This window comes from Micromonospora sp. WMMC415, from assembly GCF_009707425.1.
Taxonomy (GTDB): Bacteria; Actinomycetota; Actinomycetes; order Mycobacteriales; family Micromonosporaceae; genus Micromonospora.
Genome location: NZ_CP046104.1, coordinates 1,379,994 through 1,400,948 on the forward strand (window position 1 = coordinate 1,379,994; position 20,955 = coordinate 1,400,948).

At 74.5% G+C, this 20,955-nt stretch carries 19 protein-coding genes, 4 pseudogenes and 1 riboswitch; of the genes and pseudogenes, 14 read left to right on the forward strand and 9 right to left on the reverse strand.

Annotated features, from left to right (window positions below; all coding sequences use genetic code 11):
• Position 1: 1 nt before the first annotated feature.
• The 9 genes and pseudogenes from GKC29_RS06795 (at position 2) to GKC29_RS06835 (ending at position 5,037) form a co-directional block, all read left to right on the forward strand.
• Positions 2–1,252, forward strand: coding sequence for an SRPBCC family protein (locus tag GKC29_RS06795; protein WP_155330008.1), 1,251 nt, complete (start codon positions 2–4; stop codon positions 1,250–1,252).
• Positions 1,249–1,470: pseudogene (gvpJ, locus tag GKC29_RS30505) on the forward strand (gas vesicle protein GvpJ); the annotation flags it as partial. The gene GKC29_RS06795 and the pseudogene gvpJ (GKC29_RS30505), both read left to right, overlap by 4 nt.
• 205 nt (positions 1,471–1,675) lie before the next feature.
• Complete coding sequence (locus GKC29_RS06805) at positions 1,676–2,452, forward strand: GvpL/GvpF family gas vesicle protein (RefSeq protein ID WP_155330010.1); 777 nt, start codon at positions 1,676–1,678, stop codon at positions 2,450–2,452.
• Positions 2,453–2,455: 3 nt separating this feature from the next.
• Complete coding sequence (locus GKC29_RS06810) at positions 2,456–2,800, forward strand: gas vesicle protein GvpG (RefSeq protein WP_155330011.1); 345 nt, start codon at positions 2,456–2,458, stop codon at positions 2,798–2,800.
• A 1-nt stretch (position 2,801) separates the two neighbouring features.
• On the forward strand, positions 2,802–3,146 hold the full coding sequence (locus GKC29_RS06815) for a gas vesicle protein (RefSeq protein WP_155330012.1): 345 nt from the start codon (positions 2,802–2,804) through the stop codon (positions 3,144–3,146).
• Positions 3,147–3,156: 10 nt separating this feature from the next.
• Positions 3,157–3,348: pseudogene (gene gvpJ / locus GKC29_RS30510) on the forward strand (gas vesicle protein GvpJ); the annotation flags it as partial.
• Positions 3,349–3,503: 155 nt separating this feature from the next.
• On the forward strand, positions 3,504–4,331 hold the full coding sequence (locus tag GKC29_RS06825) for a GvpL/GvpF family gas vesicle protein (protein WP_155330014.1): 828 nt from the start codon (positions 3,504–3,506) through the stop codon (positions 4,329–4,331).
• A complete protein-coding gene (locus GKC29_RS06830) occupies positions 4,328–4,666 on the forward strand; it encodes a gas vesicle protein (RefSeq protein ID WP_155330015.1) in 339 nt (112 codons plus the stop codon). The genes GKC29_RS06825 and GKC29_RS06830 overlap by 4 nt, the downstream gene beginning before the upstream one ends.
• Positions 4,663–5,037 carry a gas vesicle protein K gene (locus GKC29_RS06835; RefSeq protein ID WP_155330016.1) on the forward strand — a complete coding sequence of 125 codons (375 nt, stop codon included), beginning with the start codon at positions 4,663–4,665 and terminating at the stop codon, positions 5,035–5,037. Before GKC29_RS06830 ends, GKC29_RS06835 begins: the two co-directional genes overlap by 4 nt.
• A 48-nt stretch (positions 5,038–5,085) precedes the next feature.
• Here the strand turns inward: GKC29_RS06835 and GKC29_RS06840 are convergent.
• The 8 genes and pseudogenes from GKC29_RS06840 to GKC29_RS06870 form a co-directional block, all read right to left on the reverse strand.
• Positions 5,086–6,651: pseudogene (locus tag GKC29_RS06840) on the reverse strand (AAA family ATPase); the annotation flags it as partial.
• Between the two features lie 159 nt (positions 6,652–6,810).
• A pseudogene (locus tag GKC29_RS30515) lies at positions 6,811–7,404 on the reverse strand (ATPase); the annotation flags it as partial.
• A 76-nt stretch (positions 7,405–7,480) separates the two neighbouring features.
• Entirely contained in the window at positions 7,481–8,128 is a 648-nt protein-coding gene (locus tag GKC29_RS06845) for a hypothetical protein (RefSeq protein ID WP_196255828.1), read from the reverse strand.
• Positions 8,129–8,173: 45 nt separating this feature from the next.
• The gene (locus GKC29_RS06850; RefSeq protein WP_196255829.1) at positions 8,174–8,932 is read right to left on the reverse strand and encodes an ATP/GTP-binding protein; all 759 of its coding nucleotides are present in this window, start codon (positions 8,930–8,932) and stop codon (positions 8,174–8,176) included.
• Positions 8,910–9,386 (reverse strand): DUF742 domain-containing protein, encoded by a 477-nt coding sequence (locus tag GKC29_RS06855; protein ID WP_155330018.1) that lies wholly within the window; start codon positions 9,384–9,386, stop codon positions 8,910–8,912. The genes GKC29_RS06850 and GKC29_RS06855 overlap by 23 nt, the downstream gene beginning before the upstream one ends.
• Positions 9,383–9,853: a roadblock/LC7 domain-containing protein gene (locus GKC29_RS06860; RefSeq protein WP_155330019.1), complete on the reverse strand. Its 471-nt coding sequence runs from the start codon at positions 9,851–9,853 to the stop codon at positions 9,383–9,385. The genes GKC29_RS06855 and GKC29_RS06860 overlap by 4 nt, the downstream gene beginning before the upstream one ends.
• Complete coding sequence (locus tag GKC29_RS06865) at positions 9,850–12,579, reverse strand: sensor histidine kinase (RefSeq protein ID WP_155330020.1); 2,730 nt, start codon at positions 12,577–12,579, stop codon at positions 9,850–9,852. The genes GKC29_RS06860 and GKC29_RS06865 overlap by 4 nt, the downstream gene beginning before the upstream one ends.
• Positions 12,566–13,732, reverse strand: a complete 1,167-nt coding sequence (locus GKC29_RS06870) for a hypothetical protein (protein WP_155330021.1) — start codon at positions 13,730–13,732, stop codon at positions 12,566–12,568. The genes GKC29_RS06865 and GKC29_RS06870 overlap by 14 nt, the downstream gene beginning before the upstream one ends.
• 375 nt (positions 13,733–14,107) lie before the next feature.
• Between GKC29_RS06870 and GKC29_RS06875 the strand changes: the two genes are divergently transcribed.
• From GKC29_RS06875 to GKC29_RS06885, 3 genes are read left to right on the forward strand one after another with little or no spacing between them, the layout of a single operon-like run.
• On the forward strand, positions 14,108–16,975 hold the full coding sequence (locus GKC29_RS06875; RefSeq protein ID WP_155330022.1) for an alpha/beta fold hydrolase: 2,868 nt from the start codon (positions 14,108–14,110) through the stop codon (positions 16,973–16,975).
• Positions 16,975–17,868 (forward strand): ABC transporter permease, encoded by an 894-nt coding sequence (locus GKC29_RS06880; protein WP_155330023.1) that lies wholly within the window; start codon positions 16,975–16,977, stop codon positions 17,866–17,868. Before GKC29_RS06875 ends, GKC29_RS06880 begins: the two co-directional genes overlap by 1 nt.
• A gap of 46 nt (positions 17,869–17,914) precedes the next feature.
• Positions 17,915–18,307 carry a hypothetical protein gene (locus tag GKC29_RS06885; RefSeq protein ID WP_155330024.1) on the forward strand — a complete coding sequence of 131 codons (393 nt, stop codon included), beginning with the start codon at positions 17,915–17,917 and terminating at the stop codon, positions 18,305–18,307.
• A 110-nt stretch (positions 18,308–18,417) separates the two neighbouring features.
• Here the strand turns inward: GKC29_RS06885 and GKC29_RS06890 are convergent, their stop codons facing one another.
• A complete protein-coding gene (locus GKC29_RS06890) occupies positions 18,418–18,663 on the reverse strand; it encodes a hypothetical protein (protein ID WP_155330025.1) in 246 nt (81 codons plus the stop codon).
• Positions 18,664–18,970: 307 nt separating this feature from the next.
• Between GKC29_RS06890 and GKC29_RS06895 the strand changes: the two genes are divergently transcribed.
• Positions 18,971–19,198, forward strand: coding sequence for a winged helix-turn-helix domain-containing protein (locus GKC29_RS06895; RefSeq protein ID WP_155330026.1), 228 nt, complete (start codon positions 18,971–18,973; stop codon positions 19,196–19,198).
• A gap of 152 nt (positions 19,199–19,350) precedes the next feature.
• Positions 19,351–19,486: riboswitch (SAM riboswitch) on the forward strand.
• A gap of 10 nt (positions 19,487–19,496) precedes the next feature.
• Positions 19,497–20,783, forward strand: a complete 1,287-nt coding sequence (thrC, locus tag GKC29_RS06900) for a threonine synthase (RefSeq protein ID WP_155330027.1) — start codon at positions 19,497–19,499, stop codon at positions 20,781–20,783.
• Positions 20,784–20,955 lie beyond the last annotated feature (172 nt).

Consider the following 20,955-nt stretch of genomic DNA (forward strand, 5'->3'; position numbering starts at 1 on the left):
CATGGCCGCGACCACGAACCCCGGCGGGCTGGCGGACAAGGTCCGGACCCAGCTCGGTGGCGAGGTACGGAACCTGGCGAGCGCGATCGGTGAACGCGCCGTGCAGGTGGTGACCGAGCGGATCACCGGTGCCACCGGACGGCTGAGCGAGTACGCCAGGCAGGGCGGCGGCCCGGGGCTGATCGCCGCCGCGACCGGCGCGCAGAAGCTCGCCGAGGGCAACTCACCGATGAAGGCGATGGTTCAGGCCGGGATTGCTGGCGGTAAGGAGAAGCTCATGTCGGCCTTCGGCGGCGGTAAGGGCGGCAGGGGTGGCGGCAAGAAGCTGAAGGTCACCAACATCGTCGAGACGGTCGAGGTCGGGGTGCCGGTCCGGGTCGCGTACAACCAGTGGACCCAGTTCGCCGACTTCCCCAGCTTCATGAAGAAGGTGGAGCAGGCCGAGAACGACTCCGACGAGAAGATGACCTGGAAGGCCCAGGTCTTCTGGTCGCACCGCACCTGGGAGTCGACCATCGTCCGGCAGCTCCCGGACCGCCTGATCCACTGGCGCTCCAAGGGCGAGAAGGGCTCGGTGGACGGCACGGTCAGCTTCCACGAGGTCGCACCCGAGCTGACCCGGATCCTGGTGGTGCTCGAGTACCACCCGCAGGGCCTCTTCGAACACACCGGCAACCTGTGGCGGGCCCAGGGACGGCGCGTCCGCCTGGAGCTCAAGCACTTCGTCCGGCACGTCATGACGCAGACCGTGCTGGACCCGGATGCGGTCGAAGGCTGGCGCGGCGAGATCGAGGACTCGCAGGTGGTCAAGGACCACGAGACGGCCCTGCGCGAGGAACAGGAACAGCGCGAGGAACAGGAGCAGGTCGACCGCGAGCAGCAGGAGCAGCGCGGCGGCGGGCGAGCGGCACGCCGCCGGCCCGAGCCGGAGCCGGAGGAGGAAGCCGAGGAGGAGCCCCGCGAGGAGCGGCGGCCCGCCGCACGCGGCCGGCGTCGCCCGCCCGTCCGTCGCCGCCCTCCTGAGGAGGACGAGTACGAGTCCTACGACGAGGGCCAGGACTACGACGAAGGGTACGAGGAAGAAGCCGAACCCGAGGAGGAGGCGCCCCCACCGCGCCGCCGACAGCCGGAACGGGCCCGCCGATCCCAGCCGCGCGAGCAGGCCCCGGAGCGGCCCCGCCCGGTCCGCCGTACCCCCGAAACCCCCCGACGGCCGGTGGTACGCCGCCGGCGAGAGGAGCGTGACGAATGACCGTGGCGACCACCGCTACCGGCGGTCAGCCGGGCGCGGCACTGGAGCGCGGCGGCGGTGGCGGGAGTCTCGCCGACGTCGTGGAGACGGTGCTGGACAAGGGCGTCGTGATCGACGCCCAGGTGTCGGTCGCCGTGGTCGGCATTCAACTCCTGGAGATCAACGCCCGGATCGTGATCGCCAGCATCGAGACGTACCTGCGGTTCGCCGAGGCGGTCGACCGGCTGAGCATCGTCCCCGAAGGACAGAAGGGGCTGCCCGACCTGGTGGAGGGCGCCTCCGGTGCGGTCACCAAGGGCAAGGCCGTCGGTGGGCTCGGCAAGGCCGCCAAGGAGATCAGCGGCGCGGTCGTGGACTCCCTCACCGACCGCGGGTCGGAGCGGGAGCGGGAGCGACCCCGGCGGCGGGACGAGGAGCGGTGAGATGAGCGAGCAGAACGTGCAGCCGACCGGCGAGACCGGGCTGTTCATCTACGGCATCGTGCCGTCCGACGTGGAGCCGACCCCCGACGCGCAGGGGGTCGGCGACCCGCCGGGCGACGTCGACGTGGTGCGGCACGGCGACCTGGCGGCACTGGTCAGCGAGGTGGCTCTGGAAGAACCGATCGGCCGGCCGGCCGACCTGACCGCGTACGAGAGGCTGCTGGACGGGACGGCGGCGGTGGCCCCCGTGCTGCCGGTGCGGTTCGGCACCGTGGTGACCGGGCCGGACGCGGTGCAGGACCTGCTGGAGGCGCACCACGACCGGTTCGCCGCCGCGCTCGACGAGTTCGAGGACCGGCTCCAGTACACGGTGCACGGCCGCTTCGACGAGCAGGAGGTGCTCAGCGAGATCCTGGCCGCCGACCGGCGGGCCGCCGACCTCGCCACGCAGGTGCGCGGTCGGCCGGAGGCCGAGACCCGAGAGCAGCGGATCCGGCTCGGCGAGATGATCAGCCAGGCGGTGGAGCTGCGCCGGGAGGCGGCCAACCGCGAGCTGGTCGAGGCCCTCACCCCGTACGCGGTGCTGACCGCACCCCGGGCTCCGAGCCACGAACTGGACGCGGTGAACGTCGCCTTCCTGATCGAGGCCGAGGACGAGGAGAACTTCGTCCGGGAGCTGGAGGACGTCGCCGAGCAGCGGCGGGGTCTGATCCGGATGCGGCTGCTCGGCCCGCTCGCCCCGTACGACTTCGTCAGCGCACACCAGTTGGTGGGGTGACCGGTGGACATCCTCTGGGCGCTGCTGACCCTGCCGTACGCCCCCGTGCGGGGGCTGACGGCGGTCGTCAAGGTGATCGCCCGGGAGGCGGAGTCGCAGCAGTACAACCCGGTCAACATCCGGCGTGAGCTGGAGGAACTGGACCGCGCGGCGGAGGCCGGCGAGATCACGCCGGAGGAGCGGGACCGGGAACAGCAGCAGGTTCTGGACCGGCTGACCGGAACGGCGGCCGGCGGCGGGGGCGCACCCCCGGCCGCCGGCCGGCGGCCGCCACCGGCGGGTCGACGGCGGGCAGCCGGACGGCCACCCGCACGCCGGGCCGGCCAGGACCGCGGGCGAGGGAGATGAGATGGCACCAGGACGGACCCGCGCCGACCGCGCCCCGGAGCGCCGACCCGACCGGGGCGACGACCGCCACACCGAGGAGGAGTACGAGGAGGTGTCCGCCGCCGAGGCGGCCCGGGAGGGGCTGCGGCAGATCGTGTCGCTGACCGGCAAGGACCCCCTCGGGATCACCGCGATCGAGCCCACCGACGACGGCTGGCTGGTCGGCGTGGAGGTGGTCGAGGACCACCGCATCCCGGCCTCGACCGACCTGCTCGGCCTCTACGAGGTGGAGCTGGACATGACGGGCAGCCTGCTGGGCTACCGGCGAACGCGCCGCTACCAGCGCGGCAAGGGGGACGGGAGCTGAGATGAGCACGATGCGGCAACCCTCGGTGGTGCAGAACTCCGGGCAGGTCCTGCCCGCCGGGCACGAGCCGGCGAACCTCGGCGACATCCTGGAGCGCGTCCTCGACCGGGGCATCGTCATCGCCGGTGACATCCGGGTGAGCCTGCTCGACATCGAGCTGCTGACGCTCAAGCTGCGCCTGGTCATCGCCTCCGTCGACACCGCTCGCCAGATCGGCATCGACTGGTGGGAGCACGACCCGTGGCTCAGCTCGCGGGCCAGACCGCCGGTCGAACCCGGGCCCCGGGACCCCGAGGAGGTGGAGGCCGAGCGCCGGCCGCGCGTGGCCCGGCGCGCCGCGGCGAGGGAGGAGTGGCAATGAGCGCGACGGCCGAGGTGACCACCGCCGACTGGCTGCACGGCGTGGTCCGGGACGTCCCGCCGGAGACGCTCGCCGCGATGGCCGGCATGGCCGGCACGCCGGTGCGCGCGGTGCGGGCCGCCGGTCTGGCCGCCGTCGTGAGTGCCGCACCCCTGACCGAGTACGGCGAGGAGCCGCTGCGCCGCAACCTGGAGGACCTGGCGTGGCTGGAACGGGCGGCGCGGACCCACCACGGGGTGGTGGCGGCACTGGCCCGCACCGGCCCCGTCGTGCCGGCCCGGCTCGCCACCGTCTACCACGACGACGAGCGGGTCGCCGGGCTGCTCACCGCCCGCCGGGCCGAGTTGGCCGCGGTCCTGGACCGGCTCGCCGGCCGCGAGGAGTGGGGCGTCAAGGGGTACGTCGTGCCCGGTGCGGCGCCGGCCCCGACCGCCGCGCCCGAGTCGGGGGGTGCCGGGGCGGCGTACCTGCGCCGGCGTCGCGCCCAGCTCACCGCGCGGGAGGAGGGGCAGCGGGTGGCGGCTGCCGCAGCGGCCGCCGTCCACGACGCCCTGGCCGGCCAGGCGATCGCCGCCCGGCGGCATCCGCCGCAGGACCGCCGGCTGTCCGGCGCGCCCACCCCGATGGTGCTCAACGGGGCGTACCTGGTCGACACGGCCGGCCTGCCCGGCTTCACCGCGCTGGTCGGTGAGCTGGGCGACCGGCATCCGGAGCTGCGGCTGGAACTGACCGGTCCGTGGCCCGCGTACTCCTTCGTGGACGGCACCGGTCCCGCGGACGTGTCGGCCGCCGACGGCCCGGCGGCGGACGGGGTGCCGGCGTGACCACGCAGCTCGCACCGAACAGCGCGGACGGGCCGCTCGGGTACCGGCCGGTGGCCCTGGTCGACCTGCTCGACCGGGTGCTCGCCACCGGGGTGGTGATCAGCGGCGACATCACGATCGCGATCGCCGACGTCGAACTCGTCCGCATCTCACTGCGCGCCCTGGTCGCGTCCGTCGGCGCCCTCGCGGCGCCGCCCGACGACGCGCTGGCCGTCCGGGAGACCGCCGTGCCGCCGGGCGGATCGGCGTTGCCGTCCGGAGAGTTCGGCGTGGCGGGTGACGGACCGGCCGGGCCGGCCGGTGGATCGGCGGTGCTCTCCGGGGAGGTGACATGACCGAGCGGAACGAGGCGGCCGAGCTGGCGGCGGCGGTGCACGGGCCGGCCGCGGCCCAGGACGGGCCGTCGTGGCGGGCACCGCGGGCGAGACCGCTGGACCGACGGCTGGCCGTGGACCAGGACTCCGTCGAGCGAGGGCTGGCCAGCCTCGTGCTCACCGTGATCGAGTTGCTGCGTCAGCTCATGGAGCGGCAGGCGCTGCGCCGCGTCGACCTCGGTGACCTGACCGAGGAACAGGTCGAACGCATCGGCACGACGCTGATGGCCCTGGAGGAGCAGATGGCGGAGCTGCGGACGTACTTCGGGCTCGCCCCGGAGGACCTCAACCTGGACCTCGGCCCCCTGGGCCCGCTCCTGCCCACCGATTGAGGGCCGGCCGCTCGGTACGGCGGCAGCCCGGATCGGTCCCTCGCCGGATCAACCAGCGTGCTTCTCGGCGTACCCGGCCAGCCAGGCGACCTGGGCCGGGTCCAGCGAGGGGCGGACGCGGGACCGGGCGGTCGCCACGTGGGCCGCCGTGACCGTGGCCGCGGCCAGCGACTCCCGCATCGCGGCCAGCGCCGCCTCCCGGACCAGCGCCGCGCAGTCCGCCGCGGAGAAGCCGTCCAGTTCCTCGGCGAGCGCGGCGAGGTCCACGTCGGGTGCGAGCGGCACGGTCCGGGACGCGGCACGCAGGATCGCCGCCCGGGCCGGCCCGTCCGGTGGCGGAACGTAGACCAGCCGCTCCAGCCGGCCGGGGCGCAGCAAGGCCGGGTCCACCAGGTCGGGCCGGTTGGTCGCACCGACCACCACCACGTTGCGCAGCGCCTCCACGCCGTCCAACTCGGTGAGCAGGGCGGCCACCACGCGGTCGGTCGTGCCGCCGTCGGTGGCCTGACCGCGTACCGGCGCGAGCGCATCCACCTCGTCGAGGAAGACCAGCGTCGGCGCGGCCTCCCGGGCGCGGCGGAACAGTTCGCGGACGGCGCGCTCGCTCTCGCCCACCCACTTCGACAGCAGCTCCGCGCCCTTGACCGACAGCACGTTCGCCCGGCCCGTACCGGCCAACGCGGTCACCAGGTAGGTCTTGCCGCACCCCGGCGGCCCGTAGAGCAGCACCCCGCGCGGCGGCTGCACGCCGAGCCGTGCGAACGTGTCCGGATACGTCAGCGGCCACAGCACCGACTCGGTCAACGTCTGCTTGACCTCGACCAGGTCGCCCACGTCGTCGAGGGTGACCGACGCCAGTTCCAGCGTGGACGCCGCCATCGTGGTCGGGCGGACCACCTCCAGCGCGGCGACGAAGTCGCCCATCGCCACCGTCGGGCGGTCCACCGCCTTCTGCCGCAGCGCCGCCCGCACGCCGGCCTCGCGCACCAGCGCGGCCAGGTCCGCGGCGACGAATCCGGGAGTGCGCGCGGCGACCTCGTCGAGCCGGACGTCCTCGGCGAGCGGCACCTGACGGGTCAGCACGCTCAACTGCTCCCGGCGGAGAGCGGCGTCCGGCAGCGGCACGCCGATCCGCAGGGAGAGCAGGTCCGGAGCGCGCAGGGCCGGGTCGACGGCCTCGGGGCGGCCGGTCGTGCACACCACCGCCGCGCCGGCCGCGACGGTCTCGGCGACGACCTGCCGGAACACGGTGGCCACCGGGCCGGGCGCGTCGGCCGGCGCGAGCGCCTCGACGTCGGTGACCAGCAGCACCGCCGGGCCGTCCGCCAGTACGTCGGCGGCGGCGGCGCGCAGCCGCTCGGCCGCCGCCGCGTTGGTCAGCGCGGCCAGCTCGGGCCCCCAGAGCGGCCGCACCCGCGCCCGCACCCGGGCGGCGACCGCACGTACCAGCGCCGACTTCCCGGAGCCGGCCGGGCCGTCGACCAGCACTCCGAGGGACACCGTGGTGCCGAGCCGCCGGAGCACCTCGCGGTGGTGGAAGCCGAGGTCGAGCAGCTCGCCCAACTCCTCGGCCTGCGCCCGTAACCCGGGCAACTCGTCCACCGACGGCGCCTCCGCGGCAACCTCCGCCCCTGCGGCCGCCCGGGTCGCGTCCGCGCCGCCCGCCGTGGTCGCGCCGCGCGCTGTCCCGGACAGAGTGGCGTCCGGAGCGGGGGAGGCCACTCCCTCCCGGGAAGTGCGCGGATCGTGGTCGCGGGCAACGGTGGTCGGGATGGTCGCGGAGCCGTGGGTGGCCGCGCCGTGCTCCCAAGCGACCAGCGTGTCCATGGTGACCAGTGCGGCCGTCTCCGGCTCGGCGGTGACGACCGTGAGCAGCGTGCTGGTCCAGGCGTACCCCACCCGGTTGGACAGGCTGTCGCGGGCCGCCTCGACGAGGCTGCGCACCGAGGCGTCGGGCAGCACGTCCTGCGGGAGGAGCGACACGTCGTCCCCGGCGGTGACCACCTTGCCGAGCAGCGCGAGCCGGAGCATCTCCGGGGAGACCGCCGCGACCACCGGTGCCGGACCGGCCAGCACCACCCGGTGCGCGGCGGTGACCGGCGTCGGGCGGACGCTCACCTGGCTCCCGTCGCGTACGCCGAGGTTGCCCAGCATCAGGTCGTCGGCGTGGAGGAGCCCCGGGCCGGCACCCCGCTCGGCCGCCGCGACGATGCCGGCGGTCACCCGCCGGCCGGTGAGCCGGACCGGGTCACCGGGGCGCAACCCGAGCGCGGTGAGCGCCTCCGGGTGCAGCCGCACGATGCCGCGTCGGGCGTCCAGCGCGGCCGGCCGCAGGCTGGCGGTCAGGGTGAGCTCCGATTCCCCCACCAGCCGAACCCTAGCCGGTGCGGGGAAATGTGCCCTGCCGGCGCGTACCGCGGTGGAAGCGCCCACGGGCCTCCCGCTAGCGCCCCGGGTCGAGGTCGGTCAGCAGCGACGGGTCGCGGCGGATCAGTTCGGCGAGCCGGGCCGCCGGGTCGGGTCGCACGCCGGCCGCCCCGGACGACCGGTCCGGCTCGGTCCGCGCCGACAGCGGCCACGCCGGAGGGGGCTCGACCGCGGGCTCCGCGCCGACCGTCACGTTCCCGTCCGACCAGGCCACCCGCAGCGGGTACGCCGCACCGCCGTGCTCCACCCGCAGCGTGACCGCCAGATCCGGGTGCCGGGCGACGATCCGGCGAACCGCCTCGGCGACCTCCTCGACCGGGTCCGGATCGGGTGTCTCGGCCCGGTGCTGGCCGGCCGACCAGCCGGTCGGGTCCGCCCACCACGCCGCCGGCTGGTCGGGGGCGGGCGCCTCGCCCCGCCGTACCCCCGCGTCCCGGTGGCTCGACCACCCCGGTCCGGCGTTCCGGCCGGGATCACCGCGCCCGGCGTCCCTCCGCTCGCCGGCGCCGCTCCCGGTGTCGCCGCGCGCAACCTCCCGGCGGCCCGCCTCCGCGTCGGGCAGCCGGCCGGTGTCCCCCTCCGCCCCCGGGTCGGCGCCCCGCCGCCGCAGCGCTTCCTCGCGCCGGGCCAGCCGGGCCAGTGTCTCGTCCAGTCCACCCCTCATCACGACCACCCCTCATCGTGGAAACGGGCCTGACCGCCCGTCGGTTCAGCTCCCCCTCGCCCGGTTGGCCCGGTCCAGCGCCCGGTCCAGGACGACGAGCAGGGCGTCCCGCACCGAAAGCCGGTCCCGGGCGTCGAACCGCACCAGCGGCACGTGGTCCCCGACGGCCAGCGCCCACCGGATCGCGGCGAGGTCGTGCGCCACCCGCCCGTCGAACGCGTTGACGCCGACCACGAAGGGCAGCCCGGCCCGTTCGAAGAAGTCGATCGCCGGATGGCAGTCGTCCAGGCGGCTGCTGTCCACGACGACGAGCGCGCCGAGCGCGCCGTGGGCCAGGTCGTCCCACATGAACCCGAACCGCGCCTGGCCCGGCGTGCCGAACAGGTACAGCTTGAGACTGCGGTCGATCGTGACGCAGCCGAAGTCCATGGCCACGGTGGTCGTCGTCTTCCCGGAGCGCCCGCCGGGGTCGTCGACACCGATCGCGGCGCTGGTCATCTCCGCCTCGGTCGTCAGCGGGGCGATCTCGGAGATCGAGCCCACCGTGGTGGTCTTGCCGACACCGAACCCGCCGGCGATGAGGATCTTCACCGGGACCGGCGGTGCGACCCGGGGCGCCGCGTCGGGCGGGGCGGCCGCACCGGGTTCCACCGGCGGCCGGTACGGCGGTGGAACCGGCGCGGCCACCCCCCGGGCGGCGGGCGGGTGTGTCGCCGACGGGCCGCCGTACCGGGCGGCGGCGCTGTTCGCGGCGAGCCCGTCCAGCGGGGTGACCGGCCAGTCAGGAGATCGCACGGAGTCCATCAATCACTCGCAGGATGATGTCGGGGTCGAGGGCGTCGTCGTCGGCGTTGACGTGCACGTCGAGGTGGCCGGCGGCACGCAGGTCACCGACCAGGACCCGGGCCACACCGAAGTGCATCCGGGTCCGGGCGGAGATCTCCGCCACCGAGATCGGCGAGCCGCAGAGCGCGACGATCGCCTGGTGCTCCGGTGCCAGCCGGGCGACCGGAGACGTCCGGTCCGTGACCGGCCGGGCGGTCACCTGGGTCTCCAGCCCGATCGCCGGATCCCCGCCGGTCACCCGCCCCGCCGTGAGCACGAACGGGCGGGGACCCGACGGATCGTCCGGTTCCGGCTCGGCGGTCGCCGCCGGTACGGGCACCGCCGCCGGCTCACCGGCCGGGGCGGCTGCCCGCAGGTAGGGGCGGATCCGGACCACGGGGTCCGGTTCCTCGCCGGCGACGTCGGGGATCACTGCTGGACGGAGTTCTTCAGTTCGGCGATCAGGCGGGGGGTGAGCGCGCCACCGGCGCGACCGGCGAAGAGCGTCATCTCGTACGCGACGGTGCCCAGGTTCGCCGACCGGTCGGCGACGACGCCGAGCACCGAACCGCTGCTGATGGCGCTGATCAACAGGTAGCCCTCGGCCATGTCGACGACCACCCGGTTCAGCCCGCCGAGGGCGTACCAGCTCGCGGCTCCGCCGGCGAGGCTGGTCATGCCGGAGACCACGGCGGCGAGCCGTTCGGCGTTGGACCGGTCCTTGATCGCGGACATGGCCATCAACAGTCCGTCCGAGGAGACCGCGATCGCCTCCAGGACCCCCGCTGTGCTGGAGGTGAAGGAGTCCAGCAGCCAGTTGAAGGTGCGGGCCTCCGGGCTGAGGTCCGTCCCCGGGTGGGTCGGCTGGTCGACGTTGTCGTGCAGGAAGGGGCTGGTCACCGTGATGATCCCTCTTCGTCGAAGCGGTCTGGACTGACTTCACGCAGAGCGCGGGCGACGCCCGCCTCGAACTCGGTGATGCGGTCGCGGACCTCGGCCGGGTCACCGGGGCCCTGGTCGGTCGACGGGCGGGACGCGGCGGCGGGCAGGTTCGCGCCGGGCACCCGCCGCGTGAGCCGGGGCCGTCCGGGTGCCGGGTCGGCTGCGGACCCGTCGTAGGCGGGCGGTGAAACGGTTCCGGCCAGCTCAGCCCGGCGTACGCCGGCCTCGACGGCTTCGACGAGGTCCCGGGCGGCGGCCGGGTCCGCGCCGGTGGCGTCGACCGGCCCGACCCGGGGCCCGGCCGGCGGCAGGCTCGCCCCCGGCACCCGCTGCCGGATTCCCGGCACGAGAGGTGCCGGGAATCCGGTCGTACCGGTCGGAACTGTGGGTGTGACCGCGGGGCCGGGCGGGGGAGCGCCCGGCCCCGCGGGGACCGGTCGGCGGGGCAGCCCGTCGACGGTGCTCCCGGGCGCGGTGATCTCCAGGTACGCCGTCGGGCCGTTCGCCGTCGTCGGGGTGCCCGCCGCCGTCGGAGGTGCTGCCGCGGTCGGGCCGGCCACCGCCGTCGGGTCGGCGGCGGGCGTCGTGCCCGCGGTGGACGGCCCGGCTGCGGTGGGCGGGTGCGTCTCCGGGACGGTGAACGCGTCCCAGGAAGGGCCCGCCGTCATCGTCCGGGTGGCCCGGCTGAGCAGTGCCGGGTCGAAGCCGGACGGCGGCGGCGGGCCGGCGAGGGCGGCCACCGCGCCCCGGGACGGCAGGGCGGGAGCGGCGGGGGAGCGCCGGTCCCGGTCCGGCACGGTCGCCCGCGCCACCGTGGCACCGGCCCGGTCCCGCCGGAGCACCAGGGAGGCCGGCGGGATCTCCAACTGGGCGGTGACGCCGCCGCCGGCGGTCGCCGCGAGGCGGACCGCCCAGCCGTGCCGCCGGGCCAGCCGGCCCACGACGAAGAGCCCGAGCACCTCGGTGGGGGCGAGGTCCAGCCGTTCGCGCCGGGCCAGCCGGGCGTTCTCCTCGAGGAGCCGCTCCTCGGTCATCCCGATGCCCCGGTCCACCACGCTGAGCCGGACCCCGACGCCGGCGCGTTCACCGGCGACGACCACCCGGGTGTGCGGCGGGGAGAAGACGGTGGCGTTCTCCATCAGTTCGGCGAGGGCCAGGACGAGGTCCCCGACCGTGCCCGGCGACACCGAGACCCCGTCCGGGACCTGGACGTCCACCCGGGTGTAGTCCTCGATCTCGCCGAGCGCCAGCCGGACCACGTCGGCCAGCGGCACCGGCGCGACGTGCCGGTCGTCGCCGGTGGAGCCGGAGAGCACGACCAGGCTGCCCGCGTTGCGGCGCAGGCGGCTGGAGATGTGGTCGAGCCGGTACAGGTGCTCCAGCCGTTCCGGGTCGGTCTCCTGCCGTTCGAGCCGGTCGATCAGGGCGATCTGCCGGCCGACGAGGTTCTGCGTACGGCGCCCGACGTGCCCGAACATCTGCGCCACGTTGCGTCGGCCGGCAACCTGGCGCTCCACCAGCCGGGCGGCGGTGGTCTGCACCCGCTCGAAGGCGCGGGCCAGGTCGCCGATCTCGTCGCGGGCCCGGACGTCCACCGGGTCGAGCCGGACCGCCTGGACGCTCTCGGACTCGTCGTCGGCGACCCGGGTCAGCTCGGCCTCGGCGACCCGGGCGACCCGGTCCGCCGAGCGGGTGAGCCGACTCAGTGGCCGGGCGACCGTCCGCGCGACCGCCACGCTGAGCAGCACCACCAGGGTGAGCACCAGCACCGCCCCGCCGCCGACCAGGTACGCGGCGGTCAGCGCCCGGCGCTGCTCGTCGGTCACCTGGGCGATGACGTCCGCGACGATCTTCTTCTCCACGAACTGCCCAAGGGTGATCATCGAGCGGGCCGAGGGGAAGAGCGCGTCCAGCGGTACGTCCTGCACCGCACCGGCCGGGTCGAGCGGGCTCGCGGTGAGGAAGTCGGGGCTGGTCCGGGCGGCCACCGCCGCGTCGTTGAGCATCGCCAGCTGGTACTGCTCCGGGGTGATGAGGCTGCGGAACCGCCGGTTGTCCACCTGGAGGGCGGCCATGCAGGCCACGTAGCCGGTGATCGCCGCCGGATCGTTGGTCGCCTTCACCAGCACGATCAGCGTGGCGCAGGCGCCGAGCCCTTCGTCGGCGCGGAGCAGCCCGTCCAGGGCCAGCACCTGCCGGCCGGCGGAGGTGTTCGTGTCCACGGTGAAGGGGAGGCGCAGCGCGTCGATGAGGGCCCGGTTGACCGGGCCGTACGTGTCCATGACCCGGCCGGGGGTGGCGGTCCCGGCGAGTACCGCGGCCCGCAGGTCGGTGAGCGTACGGACGCCGTCGAGCGCGGCGGCGACCCGGGGCGGCAGCGCGTCGCCCCGGGTGGACCGCAGGTCGGCGACCCGGTCGTCGACGGCGGCCGACTTCTGCACCAGTTCCGCGCGGGGTACCCGGCCGAGCAGCAGACCGACCGAGAGGATCCGCTCCTGTTGCAGGTCCTGCACGAGGCTGCCGATCCGACTGGCCACGCGTACCCGGTCGGCGATGTCGGCGGCCCGCTGGGCGGCGGCGACCCGGTCGAACACCACCGGGACCGCCAGGCCCACCACGGTGAGCAGCGGAATGACCACCAGCAGGGCGAGCCTGCCCCGGATCCGGAGCCTACCGAGCAGCATCGAACGGCCCCCACTGCGCGGGTTGCGGCTCGCGGGCCGGGCCGGCCGGCTGGAACGGGCGGACCTCGTCGGGCCGCCCGGCCGGCGGCTGCCAGCCGTCGGTGGCCGGCGGGGCGGCCGGTCGGTCCGTCGCGCGCCGGGCGTCGGCGGCCCGGCGGTACGCGGCGAGCAGCACCAGCGCCAGCACGACCAGCAGGACGACACCGGCCGTGGCGGCGGCCACCGCGAGCCAGCGGTCGTGGTCGAGCGCGTCGAGCCGGTCGGCGAGCAGCGCGTCGAGTTCGTCGAGGATGACCGGTTGCAGTTGGCCGGCGGCGGCCTGGGCCGCGGACCGGGCGGCGGCGAGCCGCGGACCGTCCACGGCGCCGGTGGGCGTGGAGTACGCGGCGAGCGCCTCCACCGACCGCTGGTAGGTGTCCAGTGGAGTGAGCACGTTGGCGCCGAGGTCGGTGCTCTCCGAGCTGTCCACGGCCGCCCGCAGGTCAGCCACCAGGGCGCCGGCGGGCGCGAGCGCGGCGACCCGGACGGCCGCGAGTTCGGCCACGGTCGGGGCCTGCTGGTCGGCCGGCCGGCGGGCGGCGAGCACGGTCAGGTCGGCGAGGCGTCCGGCCGCGACGACGGCCTCGGGCAGTTTTTCGCCGACGCCGGCCTGGAGGAAGAAGGAGTCCGACGCCGGGTCGCGTACCAGGCCGGAGGTTTCGCGGACCTTGCGGTGCAGGGCCAGCAGCAGGTCGGTGACCTCTCCGTACGCGGCGTACGCGGCCTCCGGGTCGGCCGGTCGCCGGTCCCGGAGTGCCTCGATCTTGGCCCGCAGGCCGGCCCAGCGTTCGCGGCTGCGGAGGTCGTCGCCGATGCGCGCGTCCACCGCTGCGGCGGTCCCGACCGCGCGGGTGAGTGCGTCGCCGGACACCGGCCGGCCGGTGACGGTGGCCGTCTGGGCGTCCACCAGCGCGTCGGTCACCGGGGCGAGCGCCCGCAGGTACTCGACGCCGAGGCGCTCGGTGACGACCAGGCGCCGGTCGTCGTCGGTGGAGCGCCAGGACTGGCCGAAGAGGACGGCCAGCGGTGCGAGCAGCGTCAGCACCAGCAGCATCGGCAGCAGGCGGCCGGCGGGGGAGGGGCGCCGACGGGCCCGCGGCGCGGGGACGGTCATGGTCCTGTTCCTCCGGCGGAGGCGAGGGGCGAGGGCTGGCGCCGGGATCGACGTCCTAGTCCCATGCACCGGACCCGGAAACTAACCGACGCTCCGCGCACCCTTCCCGTCGTCAATCAGTCAGTTTCGCGTCACCTAGCGCAAAGTGACGTGCGGTTGGCCGTACCGGCACCCTCCGTGTGATCTACCGGAGCGATCTGACATGATCAGCGCTTTTTCGGCTGAAGATCCGAATTCACGTGATCCGAATTCATCTCGCTGGATGGACCGGCCCCGACGCGGTCGCCCCGAGCCCGTCACGCCGATCGGGCCAACCGGACGAACGTACGGAGGATCTCAGGCAACGCTCAGGATCCGGGCCGTACCGTGTGCCGCATGAGATCGCCGTTCTCGGCCGCGCGGATCCGGCGTGCCCGCCCCACCCGCCGGCGCGCGGTGGCCGCCGCGGCGGTCGTCGTCCTGCTCGCCGCAGGCGTGGCCTGGGCCGTCCGGCCGCAGGGGCCGGACCTGCGCACCGAGTCGGCGCTGCTCACCGTCCGGTCCGGACCGTCCGGCGACGAGCCGGTCGATCTGGACACCACGCTCTACCTGCCGGAGGGGGCGTCCGCCGGCGCGAAGGTGCCGGCGGTGCTGCTCGCGCACGGCTTCGGCGGCACGAAGGAGTCGGTACGCGCCGACGCCGAGGAGATCGCCGGCCGGGGGTACGCCGTGCTCGCCTGGACGGCCCGCGGCTTCGGACGCAGCGGCGGGCAGATCCACCTGGACCACCCCGACTACGAGGTACGCGACGCGCAGCGGCTGCTGGACTGGCTCGCCGCCCGACCGGAGATCCGCACCGACGCCACCGGCGACCCGAGGGTCGGCGTGGTGGGCGGCTCGTACGGCGGCGGCCTGGCGCTGCTGCTCGCCGCCCAGGACCGGCGGGTCGACGCGATCGTCCCAATGATCACCTGGAACGACCTCTCCCGCGCGTTCCTGCCGGAGAGCACCGGCCGGGAGCCGGTCGAGGGCGTGTTCAAGAAGAGCTGGGCGGGACTGTTCTTCGGCGGCGGCGGGAACGTCGGCTCCGGGCCGGCCGGCATCTCCGGGACGACCGCTGCCCAGCCGGAGGGCGCGCCCGCCTCGGCCGGGCCGCCCAGCCCCGGCCCGACGGCCGGCCCCGGGACCGGCCCGGGTCGCGCCCCGGCCCGCGCCGCCGACCCGGCGTGCGGGCGGTTCGCCCCCGACGTCTGCGCCGCGTACCTGCGGATCGCCACCACCGGGCGGGCCGACCAGGCGGGCGTGGACCTGCTGCGCCGGTCCAGTCCCGCCGGCGTCCTCGACCGGATCGACGCGCCGACCCTGCTGGTGCAGGGCGCGGCGGACAGCCTCTTCCCGCTCGCCGAGGCCGACGCCAACGCGCGGGGGATCGCCGCGAACGGCACCCCGGTGCGGGTCGCCTGGTACACCGGCGGCCACGACGGCGGGGCGGGTCCGACCACCGACTCGGACCGGGTGAAGTTCCTGACCGTGCAGTGGCTCGACCACTACGTCGAGGGCACCGGCCCGGCGCCGGGCGACGACTTCACCTTCTCCCGGATCGCCGGGTTCGACGCCCTCGACCGGGGGCTGGTCGCCAGCGGCTACCGCACGACCGACTACCCCGGGATCACCGGCACCGGCCGGCGTGAGGTGGTGGTGGCCGGCCCGCCGCAGCGGATCGCCAACCCGCCGGCGGGCAACCCGGCCGCGATCTCCTCGGTGCCGTTCGCCGGCGAACTCTCCTCGCTGCTGGGCGGGGTCGCCGGTGACATCCCCGGCCAGCACGCCCGCTTCGAGTCCGCCCCGCTGCCCGAGGCGGTGGACGTGGTGGGCGCGCCGACCGTGTCGGTCCGCGCCGCGTCCCCGACCGGCGAGGCGGTGCTCTTCGTCAAGCTCTACGACGTCGACCCCAGCGGCGCGGCCACCCTGCCCAACGGGCTGGTCGCGCCGGTCCGGCTCACCGGGCTCCCGCCGGCCGTCGAGGACGCCGCGCCGGTCACCGTCACCCTGCCGGCGATCGTCCGCCGGATCGAGGCCGGGCACCGGCTGCGGCTGGTGGTGGCGACCTCCGACCAGGCGTACGCCACGCCGGTCGAGCCCACCGTGCACACCGTGGCCCTCGGCGGGGGCGCGGTCGCGCTGCCCACGGTCACCGGCGAGCCGATCCCCACCACGGCCACCGTCTGGCGCTGGGTCCTCGCCGGCCTGCTCGCCGCGATCGCGGTCGGGCTCGTCGTGCTCGTCGCCGTCCTCCGCCGCCGGCACCGCCGCCAGGAGAGCAGCGTCCACCCGGCGTACGCGGACACGCCGCTGGTCGTCCGGGAACTCCGCAAGGAGTACGCGGACGGCTTCGTCGCGGTCTCCAACGTGGACTTCGAGGTGCACCCGGGGCAGGTCGTGGGCCTCCTCGGCCCGAACGGCGCCGGCAAGACCACCACCCTGCGGGTGCTGATGGGGCTGACCCAGCCCACCGCCGGGGAGATCTACGTGTTCGGGCACCGGCTGGTGCCCGGCTCGCCGGTGCTGTCCCGGATCGGCGCGCTGGTCGAGGGGCCCGGCTTCCTGCCGCACCTGTCCGGCCTGGACAACCTGAAGGCGTACTGGCGGGCGACCGGCCGGCCCTGGGACGACGCGCACTTCGACGAGGCGCTGGAGATCGCCGGGCTGGGCGCGTCCGTGCACCGGAAGATCAAGACGTACAGCCACGGCATGAAGCAGCGCCTCGCCATCGCGCAGGCCATGCTCGGCCTGCCGGAGCTGCTGGTCCTCGACGAGCCGACCGACGGGCTCGATCCGCCGCAGATCGCCGAGATGCGCCGGGTCCTCCAGCGGTACGCCACCGGCGGGCGCGCGGTGCTGGTCTCCAGCCATCTGCTCGCCGAGGTGGAGCAGACCTGCACCCACGCCGTCGTGGTGAACAAGGGCCGGATCGTCGCGTCCGGTCCGGTCGAGGAGATCGTCGGCGAGTCGCCGAGCGTCCTCGTCGAGGTGACCGACCCGGACGCCGCGCGGGCCGTACTGGACCGCCTGGCGGGCGTCCGGGTGCTTCCCGACGGTGACGGCCAGCTCGTCGTGGACACCAACGGCACCGCCCGCAGCGAGGTGGTAGCCGAGCTGGTCCGGGCCGGCATCGGGGTGGACCGGGTGGTGCCCCGGCGCCGCCTGGAGGACGCGTTCCTCGCCCTGGTCGGCGAGAACTCTCGGGGAAGCGGGGACCGGTGATGGTCGGTACGTCGTCCAGGAGTGGTGCCGGCGGGGCGGCGTCCGGCGCGGCGGCGGGCTACCGTCCGTCGGCCACCCTGCCGTTCGTCGCCGAGTTCCGGCGGCAGGCGTCGCGGCGGCGTACGCAGCTCGCGCTCGGCTTCATGGTGCTGCTGCCGCTGATCATCCTGATCGCGTTCCAGTTCGACTCGGGCGACGACGACGACAACGGGCGCGGCGAGTTCGGCAGCCTGATCGAGTTCGCCACCACCGGAGGGCTGAACTTCACCCTGTTCACCATCTTCGTCTCGGCGTCGTTCCTGCTGGTGGTCGTGGTGGCGCTGTTCTGCGGTGACACCGTGGCGAGCGAGGCGAGCTGGGGAAGCCTGCGCTACCTGCTCGCCGTGCCGGTGCCGCGGGCCCGGCTGCTCGCGGTGAAGCTGCTGGTCGCGCTCGCGTACTCGGCCCTGGCCCTGCTGCTGCTCGCCGGCACCGCCCTGCTGCTGGGCACCCTGCGCTACGGGTGGGAGCCGCTGCGCAGCACCGTCGCCGCCCAGCTGGAGCCGGGCGAGGGGCTGCTGCGGCTGCTGGCGGTGCTCGGGTACCTGGCCGTCGTACTCCTCGTGGTGGCCGGCCTGGCGTTCCTGCTGTCGGTGTCGACGGACGCCGCGCTCGGCGCGGTCGGCGGCGCGGTGCTGCTGTGGATCCTGTCCAGCATCCTCGACCAGATCACCGCCCTCGGCGTGCTGCGCACCTTCCTTCCGACGCACTACAGCACCGCCTGGCTGGGACTGCTGTCGACGCCCGTGCAGACCGACGACGTGGTGCGCGGCTGTATCTCCGCGATCAGCTACGCGACCCTCTTCTGGGGTCTGGCCTTCTGGCGCTTCACCCGCAAGGACGTCGTGTCCTAGCCGGCACGGGGAGGCGCTTGGGCCCTGGAGGCTGCGACGATGAGGCGTGGCCGAGGAAGCGGAAACGTTCGGACGCTGGGCCCGCGGAAGTGACGACCAGCTCACGTACGTCCCTGCATCGGACCAGACCGTCTCGATCCGGTCGGCACTTCATGTGTCCGTCGTCGGCCTCGCTGTCGCGTCCTTAGCCGCCCTTGTCCCGTGGTTCGCGGAGTTCGGTCTCATCCTCGGGTGGGCAGCGCTGGGCGTGTCGGTCAGCCGGCAGCATCGCCGGTGGCGGTGGGCGCTGACCGCGCTGGTCGTTGCCGGTCTAGCCGCCGCCGTGACGACCCGGTTGGTGGTCCGGCATCTGCCGCTTCCCTGGTCGGAACTCCTCCCCTCCGGCCTCGGCATGCTGGTCGGCAGCCTCGCCTACGCGGCGGTGACCAATCGCCGTTAGAGACCTCGGATGGCTCGGCCCTGGCGGGGCCCCTGCTTTCCAAGACCCTGATGTAACCCACGCAGGCGGCCCGCCAGACTGGCTGCTTTGGAGCTGAGCCGGATACGTCATCAGGCCGCCGAGCAGTCGCCGTGGTGGTCGGCGCGGCGGGTGCAGCGGAGACCGCCGGGCAGGCGGTGGTCGCACCAGACGCGGGTACGCAGAAACTGGCGATCCTCCTCGCTCAGCGTTGCCTCGCCGAAGTCGAGGACGGTGACGTGCCCGAGCGAGTCGCGTAGCGCCTCGGCCAGCGTGATCGCCGCGTCCTGGCTGGTCAGCGTCGTGGGCAGGTGGATGATCCAGCGTGGCGCGTCCATCGCACTCCTCTTCGCTGGTCGGGGGGCATCGAGGCGGGCGGGGGCGGACGGCAACCGCCCGGGTGGCTGCCGTCCGGAGCCCGGCACCCGCCCCGGGCCGGCTCATGGGTGCTGACCGACGTTCTTGAGCGCCGGGGCGACCGGCCGTGCCGCCCCGGCAACCCGGGCGTCCACCCGGGTGAATCCGCCCTGGTGCCAACCCGGACGACTCGGCTCGATGCTATTCAACCTAGTGACATAGGTCAACGATGTTCTTGAGGTTCGTCGCGGTCGGGTGATCAGATGGAGGTGCCAACCCGGAGGATTCATGCCCGCCATCCCGCTCAGCTACGTCGATATCGCCGCCGACATCACGGCGCGCATCCAGGCCGGTGAGTACCGGCCCGGCGACAAGCTGCCCTCGTACTCGAAGCTCGCCGACCTGTACTCGGTGTCGTTCTCGACCGCGGCCCGGGCCGTGGCGCTACTCCGCGATCGCGGCGTCGTCATCGGGTCGCCCGGGCGCGGCGTCTATGTTCGCGAGCGCGCCGAGTAGCTTCCCGCTCGACCGATCGCACAGATGGATCAGCTCCAAAGCGCGCCAACCGCGGTCTTCGTCCCTGCGGAGTAGGTCACATCTGGCCACAGCGTGGGAACGAGCGGTGGACAGCCGGCTGGCGATGCTTAGACTCGGCGACACAACTGCATACCTCATCCAGAGGGGCTGAGGGATACGGCCCGACGACGCCCCGGCAACCACCCCGCGTGCTCATCGCAGAGCGACCGGCGGGGCAGGTGCCAATTCCGTCCCCGCCGCAGAGCGCGACGCGGGGGAAGATGAGAGGAATCTCGACATGACGTCGACGCTCGCCGCCTCCGGCATCGACACCGCCGCCGGCCCCGCCCGCGCCCTGGTCTGCCGCGCCTGTTCGGCCCGCTACCCGCTCGTCGCCCAGCACGCCTGCTACGAGTGTTTCGGCCCGCTGGAGGTCGACTACGACGCGGCCGCCCTCGCCGCCGTCACCCGCGAGCGGATCGAGGCGGGCCCGCAGAACATCTGGCGGTACGCCGCGCTGCTCCCCGCCGGTCAGGACCCGGCCACCCGGGTCACCCTCGACCCCGGGCTGACCCCCCTGGTGGCCGCGCCGCACCTCGCCGCCGAGCTGGGCATCACCGCGCCGCTGTGGGTCAAGGACGACAGCGCCAACCCGACGCACTCCTTCAAGGACCGGGTGGTCTCGGTGGCGCTGACCGCCGCGCGGGCGCTCGGCTTCAGCCGGTTCGCCTGCGCCTCCACCGGCAACCTGGCCAACTCGGTCGCCGCGCACGCGGCCCGCGCCGGCGCGCCGTCGGTGGTCTTCATCCCCAGCGACCTGGAGCAGGGCAAGGTGATCACCACCGCCGTGTACGGGGGTGACCTGGTCGCCATCGACGGGTCGTACGACGACGTGAACCGGCTCTGCGGCGAGCTGGTGGAGACCGACGAGTTCGAGGACACGGCGTTCGTCAACGTGAACGTGCGCCCCTACTACGCCGAGGGGTCGAAGACGCTCGGGTACGAGGTGGCCGAACAGCTCGGCTGGCGGATCCCCGCCCAGGTGGTGATCCCGATGGCCTCGGGCGAGCTGCTGACGAAGATCGACAAGGCGTTCAGCGAACTCGTCGAGATCGGGCTGGTGGAGGCCCCGGCCGGCGGCTGGAAGGTGTTCGGCGCGCAGTCGGCCGGCTGCAACCCGATCGCCACCGCGCTGCACGCCGGCAGCGACACCATCACCCCGGTCAAGCCGACCGGCATCGCGAAGTCGCTGAACATCGGCGACCCGGCCGCCGGCCTGTACGCCCTCGAAGCGGTCCGGCGCACCGGGGGCTGGATGGAGTACGTCGACGACGACGAGATCCGCGCCGGCATCCAACAGCTCGCCCGGACCACCGGCGTCTTCGCCGAGACGGCCGGCGGGGTGACCGTGGCCGTGCTGCGCAAGCTCGTCGAGTCCGGCCGCCTCGACCCGGCCGCCGAGACGGTCGTCTTCAACACCGGCGAGGGCCTGAAGACGCTCGACGCCGTCGCCGGCCAGGTCGGCCCCACCCACCGGATCAAACCGTCCCTCCGCGCCGCCCGCGACGCCGGCCTCCTCGGCTGACCGATCACCGACGTGGGCGCGAATCACCCGAACGGGGGATCGGGCGATCCGCGCAGTAATCGGCTTTTCGCACTGAGTGCAGGAAACGCACCGTCCAGGACTTGACGACAGCAACCGGGCGGCGCAAGATGCTCCGTGCGGGAGGGCGTTTCGCCGGAGACTTTGCGAAGTT

What these genes read in the sequence shown, in the direction of transcription:
- GKC29_RS06795 (WP_155330008.1), top strand. Translation starts at nt 2, where the DNA reads ATGGCCGCGACCACGAACCCCGGCGGGCTGGCGGACAAGGTCCGGACC.
- GKC29_RS06805 (WP_155330010.1), top strand. Translation starts at nt 1,676, where the DNA reads ATGAGCGAGCAGAACGTGCAGCCGACCGGCGAGACCGGGCTGTTCATC.
- GKC29_RS06815 (WP_155330012.1), top strand. Translation starts at nt 2,802, where the DNA reads ATGGCACCAGGACGGACCCGCGCCGACCGCGCCCCGGAGCGCCGACCC.
- GKC29_RS06825 (WP_155330014.1), top strand. Translation starts at nt 3,504, where the DNA reads ATGAGCGCGACGGCCGAGGTGACCACCGCCGACTGGCTGCACGGCGTG.
- GKC29_RS06835 (WP_155330016.1), top strand. Translation starts at nt 4,663, where the DNA reads ATGACCGAGCGGAACGAGGCGGCCGAGCTGGCGGCGGCGGTGCACGGG.
- GKC29_RS06845 (WP_196255828.1), bottom strand. Translation starts at nt 8,128, where the DNA reads ATGAGGGGTGGACTGGACGAGACACTGGCCCGGCTGGCCCGGCGCGAG.
- GKC29_RS06850 (WP_196255829.1), bottom strand. Translation starts at nt 8,932, where the DNA reads ATGGACTCCGTGCGATCTCCTGACTGGCCGGTCACCCCGCTGGACGGG.
- GKC29_RS06865 (WP_155330020.1), bottom strand. Translation starts at nt 12,579, where the DNA reads ATGCTGCTCGGTAGGCTCCGGATCCGGGGCAGGCTCGCCCTGCTGGTG.
- GKC29_RS06870 (WP_155330021.1), bottom strand. Translation starts at nt 13,732, where the DNA reads ATGACCGTCCCCGCGCCGCGGGCCCGTCGGCGCCCCTCCCCCGCCGGC.
- GKC29_RS06875 (WP_155330022.1), top strand. Translation starts at nt 14,108, where the DNA reads ATGAGATCGCCGTTCTCGGCCGCGCGGATCCGGCGTGCCCGCCCCACC.
- GKC29_RS06880 (WP_155330023.1), top strand. Translation starts at nt 16,975, where the DNA reads ATGGTCGGTACGTCGTCCAGGAGTGGTGCCGGCGGGGCGGCGTCCGGC.
- GKC29_RS06890 (WP_155330025.1), bottom strand. Translation starts at nt 18,663, where the DNA reads ATGGACGCGCCACGCTGGATCATCCACCTGCCCACGACGCTGACCAGC.
- GKC29_RS06895 (WP_155330026.1), top strand. Translation starts at nt 18,971, where the DNA reads ATGCCCGCCATCCCGCTCAGCTACGTCGATATCGCCGCCGACATCACG.
- thrC (WP_155330027.1), top strand. Translation starts at nt 19,497, where the DNA reads ATGACGTCGACGCTCGCCGCCTCCGGCATCGACACCGCCGCCGGCCCC.